Source organism: Streptomyces sp. NPDC046870, assembly GCF_040704595.1.
Taxonomy (GTDB): domain Bacteria; phylum Actinomycetota; class Actinomycetes; order Streptomycetales; family Streptomycetaceae; genus Streptomyces; species Streptomyces argyrophylli.
Window position 1 is genome coordinate 19,404 of the sequence record NZ_JBEYXM010000031.1, and the last position, 23,537, is coordinate 42,940.

The window sequence follows — 23,537 nt, forward strand, 5'->3', positions numbered from 1 at the left end:
GGGATATGACGAAGAGGGCATTGGAACATCTCTTTTGGGGACAGGGTGGATCATTCTTATCAACAGTGGCAGGACGTGCTGGCCGAGGAGTTCTTCGGACGGCAGCACGCCGGCCACCCCACGCTGTTCTACGTCGACGACGACGTGGAGCAGGAGCTCAGGCTCGGATACGGCCTGGACGAGCCCCTCGCCCGGTGCGTGGGCAGGTTCCTGCGGCTGGGGACCGCGGAACCGTACAGCGCTATGGAGGACTACCGCTGGCGCAGGCGGCAGCAGGACAAGGACGGCGTGCCCGCCTTCCTGCCGCTGCTGGCCTGCTCGGTGATGGCCGCGTCCCGGATGGTGAACGACCGGAACCACCGGGCCACCGCCTACCACGCCCGATTCTCCGAGCTGCTGACCGGTGACGAGAGACAACTCGGCAGCCACCACTACGAGCCCATCGCCCGCATGTGGCAGGTTCTGGCCTCCTGGCAGCACAGCCAGAAGGGCGCGCGGGGCCTGTGCACCCTTCCCGCCCCCGCCGACCTGCCCTCCAACCGCAGCATGATCGGGTACGCGCAGTCCCAGGCGCTCCTCAGCGGCGCGGACCGCTCCTTCATGCCGAAGTTCTTCCGGTCGTTGCGGGAGTACGGCACGACCTGGCCGCTCCCGGGGGAGACGCTGTTGGCCCAGATCGAGATCCGGGGCATGGAGCAGCACTTCTCCAAGGGCTTTCGCAACGCTCTGCAGGAGGAGGAGTTCCGCCCCTTCCTCGCCAAGCTGGTCGGAAACTACGCGGCGTCCTGGGACGGTTCGGACGAGCTGGTGCCCACCGGCGTCACCCGGGCCGAACTCCTGGTGCGGCTCGACGCGGGGCGGCTCAGCTGGGTGGCGCGCCTGCGGTCCGCGGAGCAGGAGAAGCACATCGAGCTCAAGGGTGGCGTCGTCCTCGAACAGCTCGGCGACACCGCCTACTACGGGGTGACGGGCCTGCCCGCCCCGAGCGCCGACACCCTCGCCAGAGGCATTCGCCGGGATGGGGACAAACTGGTGCTCAGCCGGCCCTCCTGCTCCGTCCTGGTGCTCGCGCGGGACGACGTGCTCGGCGTCTGGACCACCACCGACGCCTTCCGCCCCGCAGAGGCACACGTGGTGCTCGCCGCCCCGACCGCGCAGCGGGATGTGCAGCGGCTGCTGGACAAGGCCGCGACCACGGGCCGGAGTGCCGACACGAGCAAGCTGGCCTGGGTGCCGCAGGGCTGGTCGATGCACAAGCCCGTCACCTTCGACGACGCGGTCACCCTGCGTCGGGCGCTCCAGGAGGTCCAGGGCGCGGTCGGCCTTCTTCAGCCCCCGGCCCAGTTCAAGCTCCGCCTTGAGGGTGGGCTGAAGCTCGCACCCTCGCTCGATCCCCACTTGTATCTGCGAGGAGGCGAGCCTCATGTGATCCTCCCGGATGCCATGGAGCGCACGGGAACACTGCGGGTCGACGGAAAGGAGCGGCCCGAGCTCGGGAAGGCGATCGCCGCGGGCCGCCCCGTCCCCTTGGCGGCGCTCCGGCTGGAGCCCGGCCGCCACACGGTGAGCTATGCGGACACGCAGATCGACTTCGCCACAGCGGACCAAGCCGTCGTCGAGCCGAAGATGCCCAAGGTCTGCGGCTTCACCGTCCTGGACGGCAAGGCGTCGGAATCACCCTCCCTCCTCGGCGAGCAGGCCCTGCCGACCGGCATCACCGGCGCCGACTGCACGAGCGCCACGCCCCGGCGCGCGGCAGCCGTCATGGAGCTGTGCCGTCGGGACGCGGACGAGGTGCTGTTCGCGGCGGCCGACGGACGGCTGTGGACGATGGAGGTGCCGGAGCAGCCGGGCTGGTGGACGGAGCGTCTCCCCGACACCCCCGCCCCGCTCCGCTTCGAGGCCGAGTTCCAGGGCATCGGCGGCTGGCTCCTGGAACGCCGTAGCGGACGCTGGAAGGGCCGCCCGGTGAACCCCGGAACACCGAAGCCGAAGAGTGCCGGCAACCCGCGGGCGTGGGCCCGCGCCGTCCTCAACGCCCACCAGGCGTCCGTCGAGCCCTCGTGGGCCGAGTACGTGCAGGCCGCGAAGGAACTGGACCGATGACGGGACTGACGAGCAGCACCGAGTTCGGTGGGATCCTCCTGCGCTGGCTGAGCGAGAGCCGCAGCGGCAAGGCGTCCGCACTGCGTGACGGGGTCCGCAGCCAGGCCCAAGCATGGGGCCTGGACCTGAAGGAGTACGCCGACTGGGACTGGATGCGCAAGGCTGCCGCCCTGGGCTTCATCGACGTGGACCTGCGCGCCGACCGCTGGTCGGTGGCCCCGCCGGTGCTGACCCGGCTGCCGCACGCCGACGGCCTCGCTCTGCTGACCGGTGCGCGCACCGCGCAGATCAGCACGCGCGTCGAGGAAGCGGCACAGGAATGGATGGAGCTGATCACCGTGCCTCACCGGCCGGAGGCCGGTGAGGCACCACTGCCCGACACCCTTCTCGTTCAGTACGAGGACCTGCGGACCCTACAGGTGACCGCGCAGTTCCTCGGGGCGCGTTATGTGCCGTGTGCCGCCCAGCAGCTGACGGAGCTGATCCCGCGGGCGGAGCTGGGCCCCGAGGCCGCACCGCCCGGTGGGAGCACCACCAACACGCTGGAGAAGTACGACCTGCGGCTCCAGCGGTTCGTCCCCGTGGACAGGGATGACGAGGACGGCCTGTACCGGTGGCGCGGAGCCGACTACGCACGCCTGACCCGCGTCCGCCGCAACGGCGTCTTCCACGCGGTGGAACGCGAGACGAGCATCTACCTCGAACTCGCCCGCCACCGTATCGGCGTGATGCGATGGCTGCCGGAATCCGGCAAGGGCCGTGCCGGCATCGGCCGGCTCCTCGTCGACCGCTACGCACCCCTGCCCGCACTGCACGAGCGCGCGGCCGTCCTGTGCAGCGGCTTCCCGCCCTCGGTGGGCAAGCAGACGCGGACCCGTGCATACGACAACGTGCCCAGGGCGCTCGCCGAGGCGCTAGCGGCCTCGCTGCATCAGAACCTGGAGATCGCGCCGCGACCGGTGGCGGCCACCGGCGGGAGGACCAAGTGAGCGTCGACCAGCAGACAGCGGCGATGACCAACGCTGACGTCCAGGACGTCATCGGTACGTTCGACGACCTGCGCAGCGCCCTCTTCCGGTACTACGACACCCCGTTCGGCGTCGATGATCGTTCCGTCATGGAGGAACGGCGCAACCTCCTGGACCGTGACAACGGGGCCTGGCGTGACCCGCTGATCGAGCTGCGCCCGCAGTACGCCTCCCGGGGCGTCGGCGTCGCGGACTCCTTCGCCGAAGCAGGGGCGCACCCCGATGCGGCCGAGTTCGCCCGGTTCACGCTCCCCGACGGCGTGACCAGCCTCTACCAGCATCAGCACGACGCTCTGGTCGCCGCCTGCGAGGGCAAGGACTTCGTGGTCACCGCAGGCACCGGTTCCGGCAAGACCGAGTCCTTCCTGCTGCCCGTCCTCGCCGACCTGGTCGCCGAGTCCGCCCACTGGCCGGGCACCCGTGCGGTGCAGCGGGAATGGTGGCAGGGAGACGGGGCATACATGCCCAGCCGACAGGACGAGCACGGGCATCCCGCCGCCATGCGGGTGCTGATTCTGTATCCCACCAACGCCCTCGCCGACGACCAACTGGTCCGGCTCCGGAAGTCGCTGGACAGTCGCGAGGCCCACGCATGGCTGGACCGCAAGCGCAACGGACACCGCTTCTACTTCGGCCGCTACACCGGAGCCACCCCTGTCTCCGGCAGCCCCGATTCCGAGCCGGCCAACTTCCGTCTCCGGCGGTACCTGCGGGAGGTCCAGGAACGGCAGCGCAAGGCCGACGAGAAGCTCGACGAGGAGCTGCGGCCCTTCATCCCGCGCCTTGGCGGAGCGGAGATGCATGTCCGCTGGGACATGCAGGCCGCGCCGCCGGACATCATGGTCACCAACTACTCGATGCTGAACATCATGCTGCTCCGCAAGCAGGAGGAGCACATCTTCCGCGCCACGAGGAAGTGGCTGGAGGAGACCCCGGACGCCCGCTTCACCCTGATCCTCGACGAGCTCCACATGTACCGCGGCACGGCCGGCACCGAGGTGGCCTACCTGTTGCGCAACCTCCGCCACCGCCTCGGCCTCGACAAGAGCCCCGAGAAGCTGCGTGTGCTCGCCGCCTCCGCCTCCCTGGAGGCCGGCCGGGACGACGAGTTCCTCGACGGGTTCTTCGCCCTGCCCGGCTCCCGGCGCGTGATCATTCCCGGAAAGACCAAGGAGATCCACGGCGAGGGCGACCTGGCCGCACACGCCGAACGCCTCGCGCAGGCCGCCGAGGGCCCCGTCACCCAGGACGAAGCCGTCGCCCTGGCCCGGGATACTGGCCTCGGCCCGGCACTCCAGCGCGCACTCACTCCGGGCGGCGAGCCCCGCGCCCTGCCCGTCCCCGACCTGGCGAAGAACCTCTTCCCGGACGTCCCCGAGGAACAGCGCAAGGACGCGCTCCACGGTGCTCTGCGCATACTCGGCTCGGCACAGGACCCCGAACTTCCCCAGCTCCGCGCCCACTTCTTCTTCCGCAACATCGAGGGCATCTGGGCCTGCTCCGACCCGAACTGTCCCGACATCCCCGTGGAGCACGGTTCCGAACGGCGGGTCGGCCGGCTCTTCGCCGAGCCCACCTCCCGCTGCACCTGCGGCGCCCGCGTACTGGAGCTTCTGTCCTGCCAGGCTTGTGGTGACCTCATGCTCGGCGGGTACGCGAGCCCCAAGGACACCCGGCGGCGCAAGTTCACCGGTGCCCTCCACACCGACTTCCCGGACCTGGACCTGCTCCCCGACGAGGCCAGTGGCGCCCCTACGGCGGCGAACTACGTCGTGTACTGGCCGCGCACCAAAAGCCTTGGCCTCGACGACCCCGGCTGGCACGCGGGCCTGTCCGACGGCGGCCCCCAGGTCGAGTTCGAGTTCCGCCGCAGCGCCTACCAGCCCGCCACCGGCCGACTGGAGAACCGGGACGTCCAGCACACCGGATGGTCGTTCCACATCTCCGTGCCCCTGGACAAGGAGGCCAGGAAGCCGGCCTACGACCCGGCCCGACTGCAGGCCTTCCCCACCCGTTGCCCCGCCTGCGGTGACGACTGGGAGATCAAGTACGACCGGGACGGCCGTTTCATCCCGCTGGAATCTCCCGACCGGCTGCGCAACGCGCCGGTCCGGCGGATGCGCACCGGTTTCTACAAGATCAACCAGGTGCTGGTGACCGAAGCCCTCGGCCACCTCCCCGACGGCCGGCGCAAGGCGATCGCCTTCTCCGACAGCCGTGACGACGCCTCCGAGCTCGCCAGCGGTCTTGCCCTGCGCCATTACCAGGACCTCCTGCGCCTGCTCAGCGCCCGGGCAGTCGAGAACCAGGGGGATCCGTTCGGAGACCTTCAACTGGTGAAGGCCCACTATGCCGGGGAAGCCGTCGACCGTGCCGGTGCCCGTTCCGCCATGGAACGGCTGCGGGACCGCAACCCGGTGGACTGGGGGCGCCTGAAGGCGATCCTCGCCGACGACCTCGACGCGGAACCGCAACTCCTGCCCGACCTGGAGCGGAAGTTCTCCGAACTGCCCTCCCTGGACGACCTCGCCTCCGACCTGGAGGGCATGCTGCTGAAGTACGGCACCAACCCCGCCGGTCCCGCGGCCTCGCTCCAGCAGACATCGGCCGGACAGCCCTGGACCGCCCTCTACAACTGGGAGCGTGACCGGGAAGCGGTGGTGGAGACCCAGGCGCAGGAGGAACTCCTCAACCGCATCCGTTCCCGTCTCCGCCTCGAGACCATCGGAAGCCTCTTTTCCGGCGGCGGCCGTGACTTCGAATCGCTCGGACTCGGCTGGCTCTGCCTGCGCGACGACCGCTCGCCGCTGGAGATCGATCCGGACAGCGATCAGGCCGTGGCGCGTGCCAGCCTGCGGGTTCTCGGCTTGATGCGGCGCTTCACCCGGATACGCGCCTCTCTGCAGAGGCCGCCTGCGCCACTGAAGCGCTTCTGGAAGCAGGTCGCCGAACGTCAGGGCACCGATGTGCAGACGATCGAGGACCGGGTGCTCGGCGTCTGGAAGGACGCCGTGGTCGACTACGTCATCAAGCCGGAGAAGGTGGCGCTCCGCCCCGGCGTGAACAAGACCTGGACGTGCCGTTCCTGCCATCGGCCCCACCTTCACCCGGGCGCGGGGCTGTGCACCAAATGCCTGATCCCGCTACCCGCCGTGCCCCAGCAGTACAGCGGAGTCCTCGAAGACGACTACTACGCGTGGAAGGCCGCCCATCGCACCGGTGACTTCCCGCTGCGCACCGCCGAGCTGACCGGCCAGACGGACCGGCTGGAGGCCCAGCGTCGGCAGAGCCTCTTCCAGGACGTCTTCCTCGGCGACAACGACGTCCCGCAGGCGGACGGCCTGGAGCTGCTCTCCGTCACCACGACCATGGAGGCCGGTGTCGACATCGGCCCCCTCAACACCGTGATCATGGCCAACATGCCGCCCACCCGCTTCAACTACCAGCAGCGCGTGGGGCGTGCGGGCCGACGCAACAGCCCCGTCGCCGTGGCTCTCACCGTCTGCCGCGGCCGCAGCCACGACGAGCACTACTTCGCCCGCCCGGAAGCCATCACCAACGATCCCACTCCGCCGCCCTACCTGGTCCTCGGCATGGCCTCGGTCTTCCGGCGGGTCCTGCTGGGAGAGGTGCTGCGCCAGGCTTTCGAGCCCCTGCAGCCGGAGGACCGCCGGAAGGGGCCGGACATGACGACCAACGTGCACGGACAGTTCGGCCTCGCCACCGACTGGCCGACGCATCGCGGTGCCGTCCGCCGCTGGACCGCCGAGCACCCGGACCGCATCAGAGCCGCTGCCGCCGCCCTCCGGGCCGGAACACCGCAAAGCATCGCCGCCATCGATCCGGTGGCCGCCATCGATGAACTCCTGGGCCAGGTCGACGAGGTGGCAGCCCGGACGGTCGGCCACTCCGACCTCAGCCAGCGTCTGGCAGAGGCGGGTCTCCTGCCCATGTTCGGCTTTCCGACGCGCTCCCGCCTTCTCTACCGCAGCATCCCGCAGAAGACCTTCCCCTGGCCGCCGGCCGACTCCGTCAACCGCGACCTGGCCGTCGCCCTCAGCAAGTTCGCACCGGGCAGCGAAACCCCGCAGGACGGCCGTCTGCTCCGTTCCATGGGAGTGGTCTCCCTCGTCCCGAGTGGTCGCGGAGTACAGACCGCCGAGGACCCGTTCGGACCGGAACAGCTGGTCGCCATGTGCCGGATCTGCTCCCATGTGGACCCCCAGGCTGTTGTCGACCCGGAAACCGGGAGCGCCGGCATCTGCCCCGCCTGCGGCGCGGAGAGTAAGTACTACAGGGCCGTCCCCTTCCGGGAGCCCGCAGGTTTTCGGGCTGCCCGCGAGGCACGGGACTACGACGGCTACCGGGAGCTCGGCTCCAACGCCACGAGCGCACGGACCGCCACCGACCTGGAAAAGACCGCTCCGCGCATCCACCGCGCCGCTGACGACTGGATGGTCGTCCACACCGGCAGCGGCGACCGCTACATCGTCAACACCAATGCCGGAAAGCTCTTCCGCTTCGTCAAGAACACCGGCCCGTGGGGCGGCTATGTCGCTCTGGACCATCCCAAGGCGGAATCCGACCTGGAGATCGCCCTGGGTGCCACCCAGCACACCGACATGCTCTTCATCGGGGCCAAGGGCGCCCTCGACACGCACCGGGGCCTCCGCTTCGACATCTCGAAGTCCCAGCAGATCGACGGCTTTCCCGAGGCCTACCACGGCCGGCGCGCCGCCTGGTACTCACTGGCGGCCCTGCTGCGCCGCGCCGCCGCCCCGCACTTGGACGTGCAACCCGAGGAACTCCTCAGCGGCATCCACGGCTCGGACGCGCCGGTGGCCGCTCCCGTCATGGCCTACCTTGCCGACAGCCTCGACAACGGTGCAGGCTTCAGCACCCACCTCGGTTCGGAGGAACACATCGAGGAATTCCTCCAGGCGGTCGACCGGTACGTGCGCGACCTGGAGGCCGACCAGCACGCGCACAACTGCCGTAGCTCCTGCTACGCCTGCCTGCGTGACTACTCCAACATGCGCCTGCACCCCCTCTACGACTGGCGGCTCGCCCGCGATCTGGTCGAGGCCCTGCGCGGCCGGAAACTACGGATCGATCCGGACGAGCACGCCGTCCTGCTCAGGGGTTGGGCGGATGAGGAACCCACCGTCAGCCTCAAGGAGACGGCTGCCGGACCGGTGGCGCTCTTCACCTCGGACTTCACCGGCGAGCCCGTCGCGGTCGCCGTCAAGCATCCGCTGGAGTCCGCCGTCGACGCGTGCGCGAACGAACGGCTCCAGGCCCTGCGTGACGAGGTCCGTGCCGGTGGACTCGCCCCCAGGATCGCCTTCGCCGACTCCTACAGCCTGGACCGGACCCCTGCCGCGGTGATCGAGCAGGTGCACATCTTCGCGGAGGAAGTCCAGTGACGGCAGGAATCCCGCTGGGCGCGGGCCAGGACGAGCAGGGGCGTCTGGAGGAGCTGCGGCAGCGCGAGATCGCCCGCCGCCTCGCGCTCCGCCAGGCCCGCGCCCAGGGCCGGATCGGCGGCAAGGCCCCGCAGGGCGCGGAAACCACCGGCGGCCCCGCTCCTGTCGTTCCGGCGCAGAAGCAGCCGGAGCCGGAACCGGCCATGCCCCAGCCGTTCCCGGAGGGCTTCACCGACCGGCATGCCTGGGAGCGCGCCCGCACCTTCGCCGAACTCACGCTGCCCGACGCGCTGAAGGAGGGGACTGGGACGCTCTCCGCTCGGAAGCTGGCGCGGGCCGCGGCCGATGCGGCGTCCCGCCAGGACGACCCGGTCAAGGGTGTCTCGCTGCTCGTCATGGCACAGGACCACGGGCTGGACGTCTTCGACGGTCGGCTCGATGACCGCGCCCGCGCTCTGCTGGCGGACAAGCCGCTGCCACTCCTGGGGGAGCCGGGCAGCATGTGGGAGATCTACCAGGACGATCGTCGCCTGATGGAGACCAACCTGCCGGCCCAAAGGCAGAGGGCGCTTCTGGCGAAGCTTCCCCGGCCGCTTCTCGACGACTACATCGACGAGGAGTGGATCGGCGCGGTCCCCGAACGCGACGGCACCTCCCGTGCCGCCTACTTCCGCGCCCGCCTGGACCCGGCGTCCCTCACCGACGAGGAGATGGACCTGTTGGCCTGGCCCCTGGAACGGGAGCGCCGGGAGGCCGGCCCGGGAACCGAACCCGGCCGTGACTGGCCGCAGGACTGGCGTCTGCTGGTGAGGCTGCAGGCCAACGATGCCAAGGCCATCGCCGAGGAGTGGACCGATCTCCTGCCACAGACGCAGAAGCTCCTGGACGCGCTGCGTGAGGTGCGACGGACCGCAGAGGCCCCGGACGACCTCGTCGCCGACGAGCGGCTGTGGGTTCTCCTGGAGCGGATTCACCCTCGCGTGCACAGCGCGAACAACAAGAGGTTCAACGGCTGGATCGGCGTGCGGACCCTGATCAGGGCCGTGCGGCAGATGCACCGTGCCCTCCTCCATGGGGACGACGAGACAGCGGAGCAGCGGAGGAAGGCGGCGCTCACCATGGCCGCGAAGCTCCGGTACCACTCGCAGCCGGTGCGCTGGGAGGCTCAGAACGTTCAGGCCTACCTGCGCGCCGGCCGGGAAATGGCGGAGTCCCTCAAACTCCTGGAGCAGGACGCCGAAGGCCGTCCCCCGGTGCGGGACCAGCTCGGCGGAAGTGCCGTGGCCACGCTGCGGAAGAACCGGGACTTCCTGGAAGACCGGGCTCTCGGAGAACGCGACCAGCCGCTCAACCCCTATCTGGTGCTTGGTGTGCCCGACGAGGCGGCCGACTGGAAGAAGGCCTGGCGAGCCCTGAGGAAGGAACTCGACGACACCGGCCGCGTCCGGATCAACCGAGCCAAGGACGTGATCGAGAAGGCTGAGCGGGAGCAGCAGGAAGTACCCTCGTTCGCCGTCCCGCTCGCCCCGCACCGCTGGAAGGATCCCACCGGCACGAGCCACCGGCTGGAACTCCCGCCCGAGCCTCTGCGGAGGCTCACCGAGCCGGCTTCGTACAGTGACCGTGCGTGGTCCCGCAGCGAGGCGGCCCGAGAAATAATCACCAAGGCGGCAGAACGCCTCTCGTCGGCTGCTGAAGACACCGCAGCCCTTGAAAACCCAGAGAGCAGCACATCGTGAGCAACAGCGCCGGTAAAGGCGACAGTGGTTCCGGCCCCCGTGAGGGATCCCGGCAGAACCGGGGGCGTGGGCCGAACAGCGGAAGCGTGCGGAGTCGTGGTGAGCGCAGGGCGGCCGAGACTGCTCCCTGGCGATTCACCGAGAGTCACTTGCCCGAGTTCACGCCGGGGACCCTGGACGCCGCCGCGATCCTGAAGTCGGTCAACGACACGCTCCTGCCCGTGGTGGAAAGGGAGCTGGAGGAAGCGACGGAAAAACTGGGCGCTGCGCTGGCCGACAAGGAGACTCAGACCGATCTGGTCTCCGCGTTCCGAGCCGAGCTCATGCGGCGAGTGCTTCCTCAGTTCACCGAAGCGGTACGCAAGGGCGTGCTGGAGAGCATCCGCACGCGTCAGATGCACCTGGCCCAGCTGGCCGTCCTGCACCGGCAGGCGCTGGACGCGAAGACCTTGAGGGCGATGCTGACCCGCCTCGACCACGAGGCGGCCAAGGCCGGTCTGCAGATCGTCGGTGACACCGGCGATCAGTCGCTGTTCAACGTCGTGGAGGACCAGCCAGGTGTGGCGCAGAAAGGCCCGGTCACCTTCGAACTCGTCGCGCCGGCCTACATCGACAAGGAGTCCGGGAAGCTTGTCGAACGTGGCTGGCTGCGGGCCGTTGCCAAGGTCCCAGCCGAGGAGATGACGCGTCGGCAGAGGCGCAGAGCCACCCACGGCGAAGCTGAGAAGAAGCAGCCGGAGAAGGAGGCTCCTGCACAGCAGGAGAGGAAGAAGCACCACCGGGGTCAGGAGCCCCAGAAGCAGCAGCAGGGGGGCAACGGGCGGCGGAACGACGGGCCACGTTCCCGCACTGGAGGAAACGGGGACCGCCGAACGAAGCAAAGGGGAACGCGATGACTTTCGGTATCGACTTCGGCACCAGCAACTCGGTGGTGGCCCATTGGAACGGGCACACCACCGAAGTGCTGCCGGTCGACGGCGACAACGTGCCCGCCCAGTGGCAGATGTCGGAGTTCGAGCAGCTCTTCCCCTCCGTGCTGTCCGTCCGCGACCTCCAGCGCACCCTCTGCTTCGGCTGGGAGGCGAAGACCGGCACCAGTGAACCGCTCGACGCCGTGAAGCGCATGCTCGGCACCCGCTCCGGTGCCGAGAAGGACGGCGACGTCGACGGCCTCGAGGTCGCAGCCCAGCTGGAGGAACACCACGTCTGGGTGGGCTCGGAGAAGTTCCACAGTACGGTCGCGGCCGCCTCCCTCTTCAGCCGGATGAAGGAAGGCGTCTCCGCCCAGCTGCTCGACCTCTCCGACGCGGTCGTCACCGTCCCCGCCAACGCCACGGGCGGCGCCCGCTACCGCACCCGCGCCGCAGCGGCGCTCGGCGGAGTGAAGGTCCGGGCCCTGCTCAACGAGCCCACCGCGGCGGCTATCTCGTACGCCCACGACGTCCCGATCCCGGGCCGTTTCCTCGTCTTCGACTGGGGCGGTGGCACCATCGACGTCACCGTGCTCGAATACGACGACGGCCTCTTCGAGGAGCAGACCTCCCGCGGCATCACCGCTCTCGGAGGCCTGGAATTCGACAACGCGCTGGCCCAGCTGATCCAGCAGAAGATCGGCCTGACCGCGGGCCGGCTCACCAAGGCCGAACGACGCCGGTGGCGCCGGGCGGTCGAGCTGACGAAGATCGCCCTGTCCTCCGTGGCGACGGACGGCGCGATCTTCTTCGACCTCCCGGTCGGCCTCGCACCCTCGATCTCGAGGCGTGAGGTCAGGATCACCGCGGCCGAGTACACCGAGGCGATCACCCCGCTCGTCACCCGCGCCCTGGAGCCGGTCCAGCAGGCCCTGGCAGACCTGGCCATCACACCGGAGGACATCGACTCCGTCCTGATGATCGGCGGCACCTCGCAGATCCCCCAGGTGCGTCACGCCCTGGGGGAGCTCCTCGGTCATGACCGCATCGTCGACAGCGGCCTCTGCCGGCCCATGACCGCCGTCGCCCGAGGCGCAGCCATCTACGCGGCCTCCCTCGACGGTGAACTCGGCGACGACAGCGACTTCTCCCTGGTGACCAGCTACGACCTGGGCACGGCCGTGAGCGCGGGGGAACAGAAGGGCTTCCGCGCCATCATCCGACGCAACGCCACCCTGCCCGCGGAGGGTTCGGCCAACTTCTACCCGGACACGCCGGGCGCCTCCTTCGTGCGCGTGCCGGTGATCGAGGGGGAGGTCGGCTACCCGGCCGACAGCGACCGTGCCTTCCCGCTGGCCAACATCGAGGTGGATCTCCCGACCCGCGAACAGGACATCCGCCGGAACAAGATCGAGATCAAGTTCCGCTACAACGAGAGCGGCATTCTGCGGTTCACCGCCACCCACGCAGCCACCGGCAAGCAACTCGTCGAGCGTGAGATCGACTCCTTCGGTCCCGACGGCACCCCTCTGCAGCACGGCCTCGAGGATGAACTGACGCGCCTCTTGGCCCACACCGTCCGCCCGTTCGCCGACGGCTCCTCCAACGTCCGACAGCTCTCGGCAGCCGAGTCAGCCAACGCCCGCCCGGCACCGATCGACATGTCTGTGCGGATGGTGGAGGCCGATCCGGCCGTAACGGTCAACGGCGAGCCGCAGGGCGTGGTGACGGGGGGACTTTGACCAGCCTCTGAGCTCTGACGGCCAATTCGCGGGTGCGTCGGTAACTCGTTCCACCGCTGCGGTAGGTGTCGGCAACCGATGGGTCTCGTCCATGGCCGCCGACACCTGGGTGCCAGTCACACCTTGTCCGTCTGGCTGGTCCACCAGTGCCCGGCCGGGCTGGATGCCGCGTCGTTGCGCGTTCGGATCAGCGACTCAGCGGTGAGCGGGTGAGCGCTGGATCGGTGCCGTCCGGCGTCTCGCGGTGGAAGGCGGTGTGGGGCCGGCCCGACGACTTCGGTGAGGGCGAGGTTCCATGGATCGTTGCCCCCGCCTGCCCTGTGGCGGAGGGAACCGCCATCGGCGCGGCCATGATTACCGGACCCAGCCGAAGGAGACACCACGGACTGGTACGCCGGCCTGCCGGGCATGTGGCGTAGGGCCACGCCGGTCACCCGCCCAACGGTGTAGGCCGAATCAACGGCTGTTCCTCACATAGTCGACGCAGCGATGTCCGGCACCGCCGGCCGGACCCCCGCGTGGGCCGGCCGACGGTAACTGGTCCGTGCTGGTTCAGCTCCCCGCGCAGTAGGCCATCAGCGTGTCGTGGTTGGCCTTGAACTGGTCGTAGATCGCCGCGTTGTCGATCTTCAGCAGCGTCTCGTCGTTGGCCCGCAGGGCGGAGTAGGTGTAGTTGTGGCTTCCGGTCCACACCAGCTTGCGGTTGGCGACCCCGTCGTACGTTCCCTGGATCAGCAGGTACTTGGAGTGCACCCCGATCTTGTAGGTGCCGTCGGGGCTGTTCTCGTAGCACTCCACCCGCTTGGTCAGCTTGCCGTAGAGGGTGTCCGTCACGGTCTGGCTCATGGAACCCGGCGCGCCGTCGGCCGCGAGGTAGACCGAGCACCCCGAGTTCACCAGGCTGACCAGCTTCTTGGCGACCTCGTCACGGCTGAAGAGGTTCATGCCGACGCGGATCTGGGTGCCTCCGGAGCAGCTGACGTTGTCCAGGATCAGCTTGACGGTGTCGGTGCTCGCGTCGTTGTTCCACGACGTGCCGGACGCCTCGTGGCGCGGGAAGAAGTACGCCTTGTACGGGCCGGTGGAGCTGGCCGGCGTCTTGTAGTAGTCGCTGTTGCCCGACGAGGAGGAGCCGTAGGACAGCAGGTCCGAGAAGTACGACTGGTAGATGCCGTACAGGCCGGAGTCCGGGATCGTCACGGCGTTGTTGAAGTAGGTGGTGCGCTGCGACGTGGTCATGTTGTGCGAGGTCTGCACCACCACGTTGCCGGCGCCGCCCACGTTGGAGAACAGCCAGAACTTGTTGTGGTTGATCGCCGGATCGCCGGAGGTGAGCTCCCGGGTCCCGATGCAGCCGCGGGCGCTGGGGCAGGCCATCACCCACGACGACTGGGTGCGGTCGGTGCCCAGGCCGTCTCTCAGGGTGGCGTACTCGCCCCCGCTCATGGTGGTGGTGGTGTCGTCCACGATGATGCGGACCTTGACGCCTCGCGCCTTCGCGTTCACCAGCGCCTGGGCGGCCGTGTCGTCGGTGAACGTGTAGGCCGCGGCCGTGATCGACTCCCCGGCGGGGGTGGCGTTGATCAGGCTGACGATGTAGTCGCGGATCCGGTTCTGGTCGGCGGTGGTGCCCGAGGGGTCGTTGAAGACGGCCGAGGTGGTGACCGTGACGGCGGCGTGGGCCGGGCTGGAGCAGATCAGGACGGTCGCGGGGAGCAGGACGGCCGTCAGGACCGCCCTCCACATCTTCGTCAGTCGACGCACAACGATCCCTTCGCGTGACGGGCCGGGACTGAGCGTATGTCAGGAGCCTGCGACAGGTTGCCCGTTCACCGCTGTCCATGGCAACAGTCCGCACGTGAACTCCGCCCCGCGCGTGTACCGCACCTGGTCGTCCGCCGCGGTGAAGGGCTGTGCGCGCCTCTTCCGCCCGGCCCGTTTGTTCTGTCGAATCCCTTGACGATCGCTTCTCCGGCCGGTTAACTCACGTCCTAAATTAAGTCATGAGTGCAATCCCCGAAGGGACCCGGGAGCCATGCGCAGCATCCGAGCCGCGGCCGTAGGCGCCGTCACCCTGTCTCTCGCCCTCGCGGCCACGGCCTGCGGAGGCGGATCGTCCACCAACGGCGGGTCGAACGACTCACCCAAGACGCTGACGTACTGGGCTTCCAACCAGGGCGCCAGTGTCGCCGTGGACAAGAAGGTCCTCCAGCCGGAGCTCGACAAGTTCGAGAAGCAGACCGGCATCAAGGTGAAGCTGGAGGTCGTGCCCTGGTCGGATCTGCTCAACCGGATCCTGACCGCGACCACCTCCGGCCAGGGCCCGGACGTGCTGAACATCGGCAACACCTGGAGCGCCTCCCTCCAGGCGACCGGCGGGCTGCTGTCGTGGGACGAGAAGAACTTCGCCAAGATAGGCGGCAAGGAGCGCTTCTCCGACACCGCTCTGGGCTCGACCGGCGCCCAGGGCAAGGACCCGGCCGCCGTCCCCCTGTACTCGATGGCGTACGCCCTCTACTACAACAAGAAGATCTTCGCCGACGCCGGGATCAGCAAGCCCCCGGCCACCTGGGACGAGCTGATCGCCGACGGCAAGAAGATCAACGCCAAGGGCAAGTCCGTGCTCGGCGCCGAGGGCGCGAACCTGTCGGAGAACGTCCACCACGTCTTCGTCTTCGCCAAGCAGCACGGCGCCGACTTCTTCACCGCCGACGGCAAGCCCGACTTCACCAACCCCAAGGTCGTCGAGGCGGTGAAGAGCTACGTCGACCTGATGGCCAAGGACAAGGTCATCCCGGCCGGCGACGCCGAGTACGCGCAGAACCAGTCCGTCAGCGACTTCGCCAAGGGCAAGCAGGCGATGCTGCTGTGGCAGTCCGCCACCGCCAACCTCAAGTCCCAGGGAATGAGCGAGGACACCTACGGCGTCGCGCCGGTACCGGTGATCTCCGGGACGCCCGGCGCCGGCACCCAGGTCAACTCGGCGGTCATGGGCATCAACATCGCCGTCTTCAAGAACACGCACAACGTCGACGGTGCCACGAAGTTCGTGAAGTTCATGACCTCCGACGCCGAGCAGAAGATCCTGAACACGGCGTACAGCTCCATCCCGCCGGTCAAGGCCGCCCAGGGCGACGCGGCGTTCAACGCGCCGGGCACCGCCGTGCTGAAGGACACCCTCGCCAAGAGCGCCGCCGCGCTGCCGCAGGTGGCGTCCGAGTCGCAGTTCGAGACGGCGGTCGGTACGGCCGTCAAGGAGCTGTTCGCCGACGCCGCCGCCGGACGCGCCGTCACCACCGACTCGGTCAAGGCGAAGCTGGAGAAGGCCCAGCAGCAGATGCCGGCGGCGTGACCACGATGACCTCCACCGCCCTGAAGGAACCGGTGCGTGAGACCTCCCCCGGTGCGGCGCGCGAACCCCGCCGCCGCACCGGGCGGATCAGACGCGTCTCGCTGCCGTACCTGCTCCTGCTCCCCGCCCTGCTCCTCGAACTCCTCGTCCACCTGGTGCCGATGGCGATCGGCATCGTGATGAGCTTCAAGCAGCTCACCCAGTTCTACATCCGCGACTGGGGCACCGCCCCCTGGAACGGCTTCGACAACTACAAGGTGTCGGTCGACTTCGACGCCCCCGTCGGCAAGGCACTGCTCCAGTCCTTCGGCATCACCGTCGGCTTCACCGTGCTGTCGGTGGGCCTGTGCTGGCTGATCGGCACGGCCGCCGCCGTCTACATGCAGGGCACCTTCCGGGGCCGCGGCCTGCTGCGCGCCCTGTTCCTGGTGCCGTACGCGCTGCCCGTCTACGCGGCCGTCATCACCTGGGTGTTCATGTTCCAGCACGACAACGGCCTGGTGAACCACGTGCTGCACGACCAGCTGCACCTCACCGACAAGCCGTCCTTCTGGCTCATCGGCGACAACAGCTTCTACGCCCTGCTCACCGTGTCCGTGTGGAAGGGCTGGCCGTTCGCGTTCCTCATCGTGACGGCCGGGCTGCAGAACATCCCCCGGGAGCTGTACGAGGCCGCCGCGCTGGACGGCGCGGGGGTGTGGCAGCAGATCCGCCGCATCACCCTGCCGTCGCTGCGTCCGGTCAACCAGGTGTTGATCCTGGTGCTGTTCCTGTGGACGTTCAACGACTTCAACACGCCCTACGTGCTGTTCGGCAAGGCCGCTCCCGAGGCCGCCGACCTCATCTCGGTGCACATCTACCAGTCCTCCTTCGTCGCCTGGAACTTCGGCACCGGCTCGGCCATGTCCGTCCTGCTGCTGCTGTTCCTGCTCGTCGTGACGGGCGGATACCTGCTGCTGACCTCGCGCGGGCGGAGGGCCTCCCATGCGTGACCTGTCGCTCGTGCCCCCGCGCACCTCGCCGATGGCGCCCCCGCGTTCCTTCGTGTGGTCGCGCCGGGTGTTCCTCACCCTGCTCGCCGGGTTCGTGCTGCTCCCGGTGTACGTGATGATCTCCAGCTCGCTGAAGCCGCTCTCCGACGTCACCGGCAAGTTCCGCTGGCTGCCCAGCGAGCTGACCATCCGGCCGTACATCGACATCTGGTCGACCGTGCCGCTCGCGAAGTACTTCATGAACTCGCTGATCGTGGCGGGCGCGGCCACGGTCTGCTCGGTGGTCATCGCCGTGTTCGCGGCCTACGCCGTCAGCCGCTACGAATTCCGCGGCAAGCGCGTGTTCACGGTCACCGTGCTGTCCACGCAGATGCTCCCGGGCATCCTCTTCCTGCTCCCGCTGTTCCTGATCTACGTCAACATCGGCAACGCCACCGGCATCGCCCTGTTCGGCTCCCGCGGCGGGCTGATCCTGACCTACCTCACCTTCTCGCTGCCGTTCTCCATCTGGATGCTGATCGGCTACTTCGACTCGGTGCCGCGCGACCTGGACGAGGCGGCGCTCGTGGACGGCTGCGGCCCGTTCGGCGCGCTGTTCCGGATCGTCGTGCCGGCCGCGATCCCGGGCATCGTCGCGGTCGCCGTCTACGCCTTCATGACCGCCTGGGGAGAGGTGCTCTTCGCCTCGGTCATGACCAACGACAACACCCGCACCCTCGCCGTCGGCCTCCAGGGCTACTCCACCCTGTACGACGTCTACTGGAACCAGATCATGGCCGCCTCGCTGGTCGTCAGCGTGCCCGTGGTGGCCGGCTTCCTGCTGCTGCAGCGCTATCTCGTCGCGGGTCTGACGGCAGGCGCCGTCAAGTGACCCCCACCCCTGATCCCGAAGGGACTTCCGTGTCCGAAGCCATCGACCTCGCAGCCCTCCCGCACGACTTCCTGTGGGGAACGGCCACAGCGGCGTACCAGATCGAGGGGGCCGTCGCCGAGGACGGCCGTTCGCCCTCGATCTGGGACACCTTCTCGCACACCCCGGGGAAGATCGCGAACGGTGACAACGGCGACGTCGCCTGCGACCACTACCACCGCTGGCGCGGGGACATCGGTCTCATGCGGCAACTCGGCGTCAACGCCTACCGGTTGTCCGTGGCCTGGCCCCGGGTGGTGCCCGGCGGCACCGGCGCGGTGAACCCGAAGGGACTCGCCTTCTACGACGAGCTGGTGGACGCGCTGCTGGAGGCGGGCATCACCCCGTCCGTCACGCTCTACCACTGGGACCTGCCGCAGGCGCTCCAGGACCGTGGCGGCTGGCCCGAGCGGGACACCGCCCTGGCGTTCGCGGAGTACGCCTCCGTCGTCGCCGAACGCCTCGGCGACCGCGTCAAGCTCTGGGCCACCCTCAACGAGCCGTCCTGCTCGGCCTGGATCGGCCATCTCGAGGGCACGATGGCGCCGGGCTGGACCGACCTCACCGCCGCCGTCCGCGCCTCCTGCCACCTGCTCCTCGGCCATGGCCTCGCCACCCAGGCGATCCGTGCCGCCGCCCCCGGCGCGCAGGTCGGCATCGTCAACAACCTCTCCACCGTGTACCCGGCCGGCGACCGCCCCGAGGACCTGGCGGCGGCCCGCCGGCACGACGGCCACGTCAACCGCTGGTGGCTCGACCCGGTGCACGGCCGCGGCTTCCCCGCCGACATGGTGGAGACCTACGGCGTCGAACTCCCGGTCGACGACGCTGACTTGGCCACCATCGCGGCCCCGCTCGACTGGCTCGGCCTGAACTACTACTTCCCCGCGTACGTCGCCGACGACCCCGAGGGGCCCGCTCCGTACGCCCGTTCCGTCCGCCGTGAGGGTGTCCCGCGCACCGGTATGGACTGGGAGATCGACGCCTCCGGCATCGAGACGCTGCTGCTGAGGCTCACCGAGGAGTACGGAGCCCGGAAGATCTACGTCACCGAGAACGGCTCCGCCTTCCCGGACGTGGTCCGCCCCGACGGCAGCGTCGACGACCCGGAGCGCCAGGACTACCTGGAGCGCCACCTCGCCGCCTGCGCCTCCGCCGCCCGCAAGGGCGCCCCGCTGGCCGGCTACTTCGCCTGGTCGCTGCTGGACAACTTCGAGTGGGCGTACGGCTACGACAAGCGGTTCGGCCTGGTCCACGTCGACTACCGCACCCAGGTCCGCACCATCAAGGGCAGCGGCCGCCGGTACGCGGACATCGTCCGCGTCCACCGCGGCCAGACACGCCGGGCCGCCTGAGCCCCGGCCCGGACGGCCGGTGGACACGACTGGGGAGTTCGTGTCCGCCGGCCGGCCCCCCTCCGAGTGTGTCATGTACGTGACATGAATCAGGAAGCGCACCTCCACCCCACAAGGAGAGCCGCATGCCCCGCCGCATCCCCCGCACCCTGCTCGCCGCCCTGGCCACCACGGCCCTGCTCTGTTCCGGCCCGCTCCTGGCCGAGCCCGCCGCCGCGGCCCCCGCCGCCGCCGGCTGGGACACCGACCGCGCGGCCGCCGCCTACGCGGTGAACCCCGCGGCCGTCACCGCCTCCGGCAGCGAGAACGCCGGCACCGCTCCCGGCCTCGCCTTCGACGGCAACGGCGCCACCCGCTGGTCCAGCAACTTCGCCGACGACGCCTGGATCCGCGTCGACCTCGGCTCGGTGATCCGGGTCGACCGCGTCGTCCTCGACTGGGAAGCCGCCTACGGCAAGCGCTACGTGCTGGAGGCGTCCCGCAACGGCACCGACTGGACGCCCTTCTACACCGAGACCGCGGGCACCGGCGGCTCGGTCACCGCGCACACCTACCCCCAGGAGGTCACCGGCCGCTACATCCGCCTGCGCGGCCTCGAACGCGCCACGCCGTACGGCTACTCGCTGTGGGACTTCAAGGTCTACGGCGGCGAACCCGCGCCCGCGTCCACCACCCGCACCAACCTCGCCCTGAACCACCCCGCGTACTCCAACTTCTACCAGCACGCCGGGAACTCGCCCGCGTTCGTCACCGACGGCGGCTGGCCCGCCAACCTCAAGGACGACGCGACCCGCTGGTCCAGCGACTGGAACGCGGACCGCTGGGTCTCGGTCGACCTGGGCGCCCCCTCGGTCATCTCCTCCGTCGACCTCTACTGGGAGGCGGCCTACGCGGTCGACTACCAGCTCCAGGTCTCCGACGACAACCGCACCTGGCGGACGGTGTACCAGCCATCGGCCGCCGACGTGGCCGCCCGCCGCGCCAACGTGAAGTCCCCGGCCGAGGCCGTGGGCCTGCACGACACCGTCACCCTGCCCGCACCGGTCACCGGCCGCTACGTCCGCATGCTCGGCAAGGAGCGCCGCTCCTTCTACAACCCCGCCCCCGCCACGGCCCAGTTCGGCTACTCGCTGTACGAGTTCCAGGTCTGGGGCACCGGCGGCAGCGCCTCCGCCGCGTACCCGGCCCTGCCCGCCGACCAGCCCGGCACCTACCGCACCACCTTCTTCGACGACTTCACGACCGCCTCGCTCGACCGCTCGAAGTGGCGCGTGGTGCGCACCGGCACCGAGATGGGCCCGGTCAACGGGGAGTCCCAGGCGTACGTCGACTCCCCGGACAACATCCGCACCGAGAACGGCGAGCTGATCCTCCGGGCGAAGTACTGCAAGGGCTGCACCCGGGCGGGCGGCGGCACCTACGACTTCACCTCCGGCCGCATCGACACCAACACCCACTTCGACTTCACCTACGGCAGGGTCAGCGCCCGGATGAAACTGCCCGTCGGCGACGGGTTCTGGCCGGCGTTCTGGCTGCTCGGCAGCAACGTGGACGACCCGTCCGTCTCCTGGCCGGCCTCCGGCGAGACCGACATCATGGAGAACATCGGCTACCCCGACTGGACCAGCACCGCCCTGCACGGCCCCGGCTACTCGGCCGACGGCAACATCGGCGCCCGCCAGACCTACCCCGGCGGCGGCACGGCCGACCAGTGGCACACCTACGCGGTGGAGTGGACCCCGACGGCGATGCGGTTCTTCGTCGACGACCGCCTGGTCCAGGAGACGACCCGCAACAAGGTCGAGTCCACCCGGGGCCAGTGGGTCTACGACCACAACCAGTACGTCATCCTGAACCTCGCCCTCGGCGGCGCCTACCCGGCCGGCTGGAACAAGGTCACCACCCCGTACTGGGGCCTGCCGCAGTCCAGCGTGGACCGGATCGCGGGCGGGGGAGTGCAGGCGGAGGTGGACTGGGTGCGGGTGGAGCAGAAGGGGTGACCGGACACACCCAGGACTGCGGCATCCTGAGGTGACGAGCCGAGCAGGACCGGGGGCTGGCGATGGATCTGGTACTCGACCCGCCGCGCGGAGTGGCGCCGGTCCTGCTGGGCATGACGCTCGACGAGGCGCTCGCCGCGGTGCCGGACTGGGGCGAACCCCGTGTGCTGCGACGCCCCAGCCGAAACTCGGCCAAGGCGTCCTGGACCCTCGACCACGTCGGCGTACAGGCCCTGGTCGAGGGCGGGACCCTCGTCACCGCGATCGAGCTGTGGTGGCCTGGTCAGGGCCGCACCTCCCGCACGCGCGTCCTGCTCCACGGGGACGAGGTCTTCACCACCCCGGCCGTTGACCTCTTCCGCCGTGCCGCCGACCGGGGCTGGACGGTCGACACGTCGCATCCGGAGCACCCGGTGATCGCCGGTGTGTCGCTCGGCTTCACCCGCCAGACCTCACAGGAGGTCGAGCGGGACGCCGACGGTCTCCCGAGGTACGTCACCTCCGTCCTGGTGGGCGGTGAGGACTACTACGGCCACCGCTGTCCAGAGCGCCGTTGACCTCGCACGCCCGCCTCCGCGAGGAACCAGCTGGGCTTGCCGGACCAGGAGACGTACGGGCTGTCGCGGGCCCGGGTGCAGGCGACGAAGAGCAGGCAGCGTTCGGACATCAGGTCCGTCCCGTGCTGCCTGGCGTCCACCTCCGGCGGGGTGACCGCCTTGGGGAACGGCAACGCCTCCTCATGGGCGCCGGAGGGCACGCAGGCGAGGTCTCGGAAACAGGGCAGCGACCGGTGAGCCGGCGGTACCGGCCCACAGGCGTCACCGTTACGCGTCGCCGCCGTGTTCCGCCCCGGTCGGCTGGGACGCCCGTGCGTCGGCTGTCTCCAGCAGCCGCATCGCGGGTGTGTTGACGGCCTGGGGCGTCCCTTGTCGGTCGTACTGGAAGAGGGCGATGCCGTGCTTCGAGGCCCAGGCAACGGCCGGCGGGGTGTAGCCGGCCATGGAGAAGAACAAGGCCTCCCTCTCCTTGGCGGTGGCGACGCCGTGGAGCTGCTGGACGGTCGGGCGCGTAGTGGGGCTGCCCTCCATCTTCACCTGCGCCAGGCCCCGTTCGGAGATGACGTCGATTCCCTCGTCGGCGCCGACGGGCGTGGCCACGGCATCGGTGAAGCCCAAGTACCGCATCCAGTCGACGGCGACGAGTTCGGATTCTCGCGCGGTGCGGATCAGCCGTGGCTCGGGACGGCCGGCCGGGAGCGAGGCCGGTGCGGGGAGGGCCGCGGCCTCTTCCCGGGCCGCGAGGGCGATCGGCAACTGGGGGTTGTCCAGGAAGGAGAAGAGCAACTCTCCGACCTGCAGTCCCCAGCCCTCGGTCACATCACCAGGATCGGGGTCGTACCGGTAGGACGTGCCCTTGTCCGACACGGCCGCTGAGCGGTCGGTGAGGATCAGCAGTGCCCGGCGCGTTCCGGTGCCGGTGGTCACCGCCAGGGCGATGCACAGGATGCGCTCGTCGACGGCGAGATGCCGTCGCGCGAGCCGTTCCGCCTCGGCCCGGACGCGTGGGTCGCGTGCCGCGCTCGTTCTCGACAAGCAGTACGCGATCGCCTCCTCCTGTGGCGCCCCACGCTCCGGCAGGCCGTCGAGCAGTTGACGTACCGCGCGCCGCAGTGCCCGGGCCGACTCGGCCGCCTCGCGTGCGAGAGTGTCCTGCCGCTCCTGCTCGCGCTTCTGCTCGGCACGTGCTGCCTTCCTCTCGCGGATTTCGGTCTGTCGGGCCGTTTCAGCCTCGTTCCGTGCGGTGTTGCGCCGGCCCGCCGGGGTGGCGTCGAGGATCCACACGGTGATGGCCGCGACGGCGGCAACGGCCAGTGCGATCAGGGCGAAGACATCGGAGAAGAAGAGCCCGACGAGTGCGACGAGGAACGCGACGGCGCCCAGGGCGGAGATGAGCATCTGAGTCGTCTCCACCCTGGC

Annotated in this window: 14 protein-coding genes and 1 pseudogene; 12 read left to right on the forward strand and 3 right to left on the reverse strand. The window is 69.5% G+C overall.

Features of this window, described 5'->3' with window-relative positions; genetic code table 11:
* Nucleotides 1–45 precede the first annotated feature (45 nt).
* From AB0946_RS37160 to AB0946_RS37185, 6 genes are all read left to right on the forward strand, one after another.
* A complete protein-coding gene (locus AB0946_RS37160; RefSeq protein WP_366765141.1) occupies nucleotides 46–2,106 on the forward strand; it encodes a hypothetical protein in 2,061 nt (686 codons plus the stop codon).
* On the forward strand, nucleotides 2,103–3,095 hold the full coding sequence (locus AB0946_RS37165; RefSeq protein WP_366765142.1) for a hypothetical protein: 993 nt from the start codon (nucleotides 2,103–2,105) through the stop codon (nucleotides 3,093–3,095). The genes AB0946_RS37160 and AB0946_RS37165 overlap by 4 nt, the downstream gene beginning before the upstream one ends.
* Complete coding sequence (locus tag AB0946_RS37170) at nucleotides 3,092–8,560, forward strand: DEAD/DEAH box helicase (protein WP_366765143.1); 5,469 nt, start codon at nucleotides 3,092–3,094, stop codon at nucleotides 8,558–8,560. The genes AB0946_RS37165 and AB0946_RS37170 overlap by 4 nt, the downstream gene beginning before the upstream one ends.
* Nucleotides 8,557–10,299, forward strand: a complete 1,743-nt coding sequence (locus tag AB0946_RS37175) for a hypothetical protein (protein ID WP_366765144.1) — start codon at nucleotides 8,557–8,559, stop codon at nucleotides 10,297–10,299. The genes AB0946_RS37170 and AB0946_RS37175 overlap by 4 nt, the downstream gene beginning before the upstream one ends.
* Before the next feature lie 149 nt (nucleotides 10,300–10,448).
* Nucleotides 10,449–11,195 carry a hypothetical protein gene (locus AB0946_RS37180; RefSeq protein ID WP_366765145.1) on the forward strand — a complete coding sequence of 249 codons (747 nt, stop codon included), beginning with the start codon at nucleotides 10,449–10,451 and terminating at the stop codon, nucleotides 11,193–11,195.
* Nucleotides 11,192–12,952, forward strand: coding sequence for an Hsp70 family protein (locus AB0946_RS37185; RefSeq protein WP_366765146.1), 1,761 nt, complete (start codon nucleotides 11,192–11,194; stop codon nucleotides 12,950–12,952). Before AB0946_RS37180 ends, AB0946_RS37185 begins: the two co-directional genes overlap by 4 nt.
* A gap of 552 nt (nucleotides 12,953–13,504) precedes the next feature.
* Here the strand turns inward: AB0946_RS37185 and AB0946_RS37190 are convergent.
* Nucleotides 13,505–14,716 (reverse strand): phospholipase D-like domain-containing protein, encoded by a 1,212-nt coding sequence (locus AB0946_RS37190; protein ID WP_366765147.1) that lies wholly within the window; start codon nucleotides 14,714–14,716, stop codon nucleotides 13,505–13,507.
* Nucleotides 14,717–14,987: 271 nt separating this feature from the next.
* On the opposite strand from AB0946_RS37190, the gene AB0946_RS37195 reads away from it, so the two are divergent.
* The 6 genes from AB0946_RS37195 (at nucleotide 14,988) to AB0946_RS37220 (ending at nucleotide 22,118) form a co-directional block, all read left to right on the forward strand.
* Entirely contained in the window at nucleotides 14,988–16,304 is a 1,317-nt protein-coding gene (locus AB0946_RS37195) for a sugar ABC transporter substrate-binding protein (RefSeq protein ID WP_366765148.1), read from the forward strand.
* Nucleotides 16,305–16,309: 5 nt separating this feature from the next.
* A complete protein-coding gene (locus AB0946_RS37200) occupies nucleotides 16,310–17,296 on the forward strand; it encodes a sugar ABC transporter permease (RefSeq protein ID WP_366765180.1) in 987 nt (328 codons plus the stop codon).
* Nucleotides 17,297–17,327: 31 nt separating this feature from the next.
* Entirely contained in the window at nucleotides 17,328–18,167 is an 840-nt protein-coding gene (locus AB0946_RS37205; RefSeq protein WP_366765181.1) for a carbohydrate ABC transporter permease, read from the forward strand.
* 29 nt (nucleotides 18,168–18,196) lie between these two features.
* Complete coding sequence (locus AB0946_RS37210; protein ID WP_366765149.1) at nucleotides 18,197–19,561, forward strand: GH1 family beta-glucosidase; 1,365 nt, start codon at nucleotides 18,197–18,199, stop codon at nucleotides 19,559–19,561.
* A gap of 125 nt (nucleotides 19,562–19,686) precedes the next feature.
* Entirely contained in the window at nucleotides 19,687–21,561 is a 1,875-nt protein-coding gene (locus AB0946_RS37215; protein WP_366765150.1) for a discoidin domain-containing protein, read from the forward strand.
* 62 nt (nucleotides 21,562–21,623) lie between these two features.
* Nucleotides 21,624–22,118: a hypothetical protein gene (locus AB0946_RS37220; protein WP_366765151.1), complete on the forward strand. Its 495-nt coding sequence runs from the start codon at nucleotides 21,624–21,626 to the stop codon at nucleotides 22,116–22,118.
* Here AB0946_RS37220 and AB0946_RS37225 read toward each other — a convergent pair.
* Both AB0946_RS37225 and AB0946_RS37230 read right to left on the reverse strand, forming a co-directional pair.
* A pseudogene (locus tag AB0946_RS37225) lies at nucleotides 22,088–22,336 on the reverse strand (hypothetical protein); the annotation flags it as partial. The gene AB0946_RS37220 and the pseudogene AB0946_RS37225 sit on opposite strands and share 31 nt — an antisense overlap.
* A 49-nt stretch (nucleotides 22,337–22,385) precedes the next feature.
* The gene (locus AB0946_RS37230; protein WP_366765152.1) at nucleotides 22,386–23,531 is read right to left on the reverse strand and encodes a restriction endonuclease; all 1,146 of its coding nucleotides are present in this window, start codon (nucleotides 23,529–23,531) and stop codon (nucleotides 22,386–22,388) included.
* Nucleotides 23,532–23,537 lie beyond the last annotated feature (6 nt).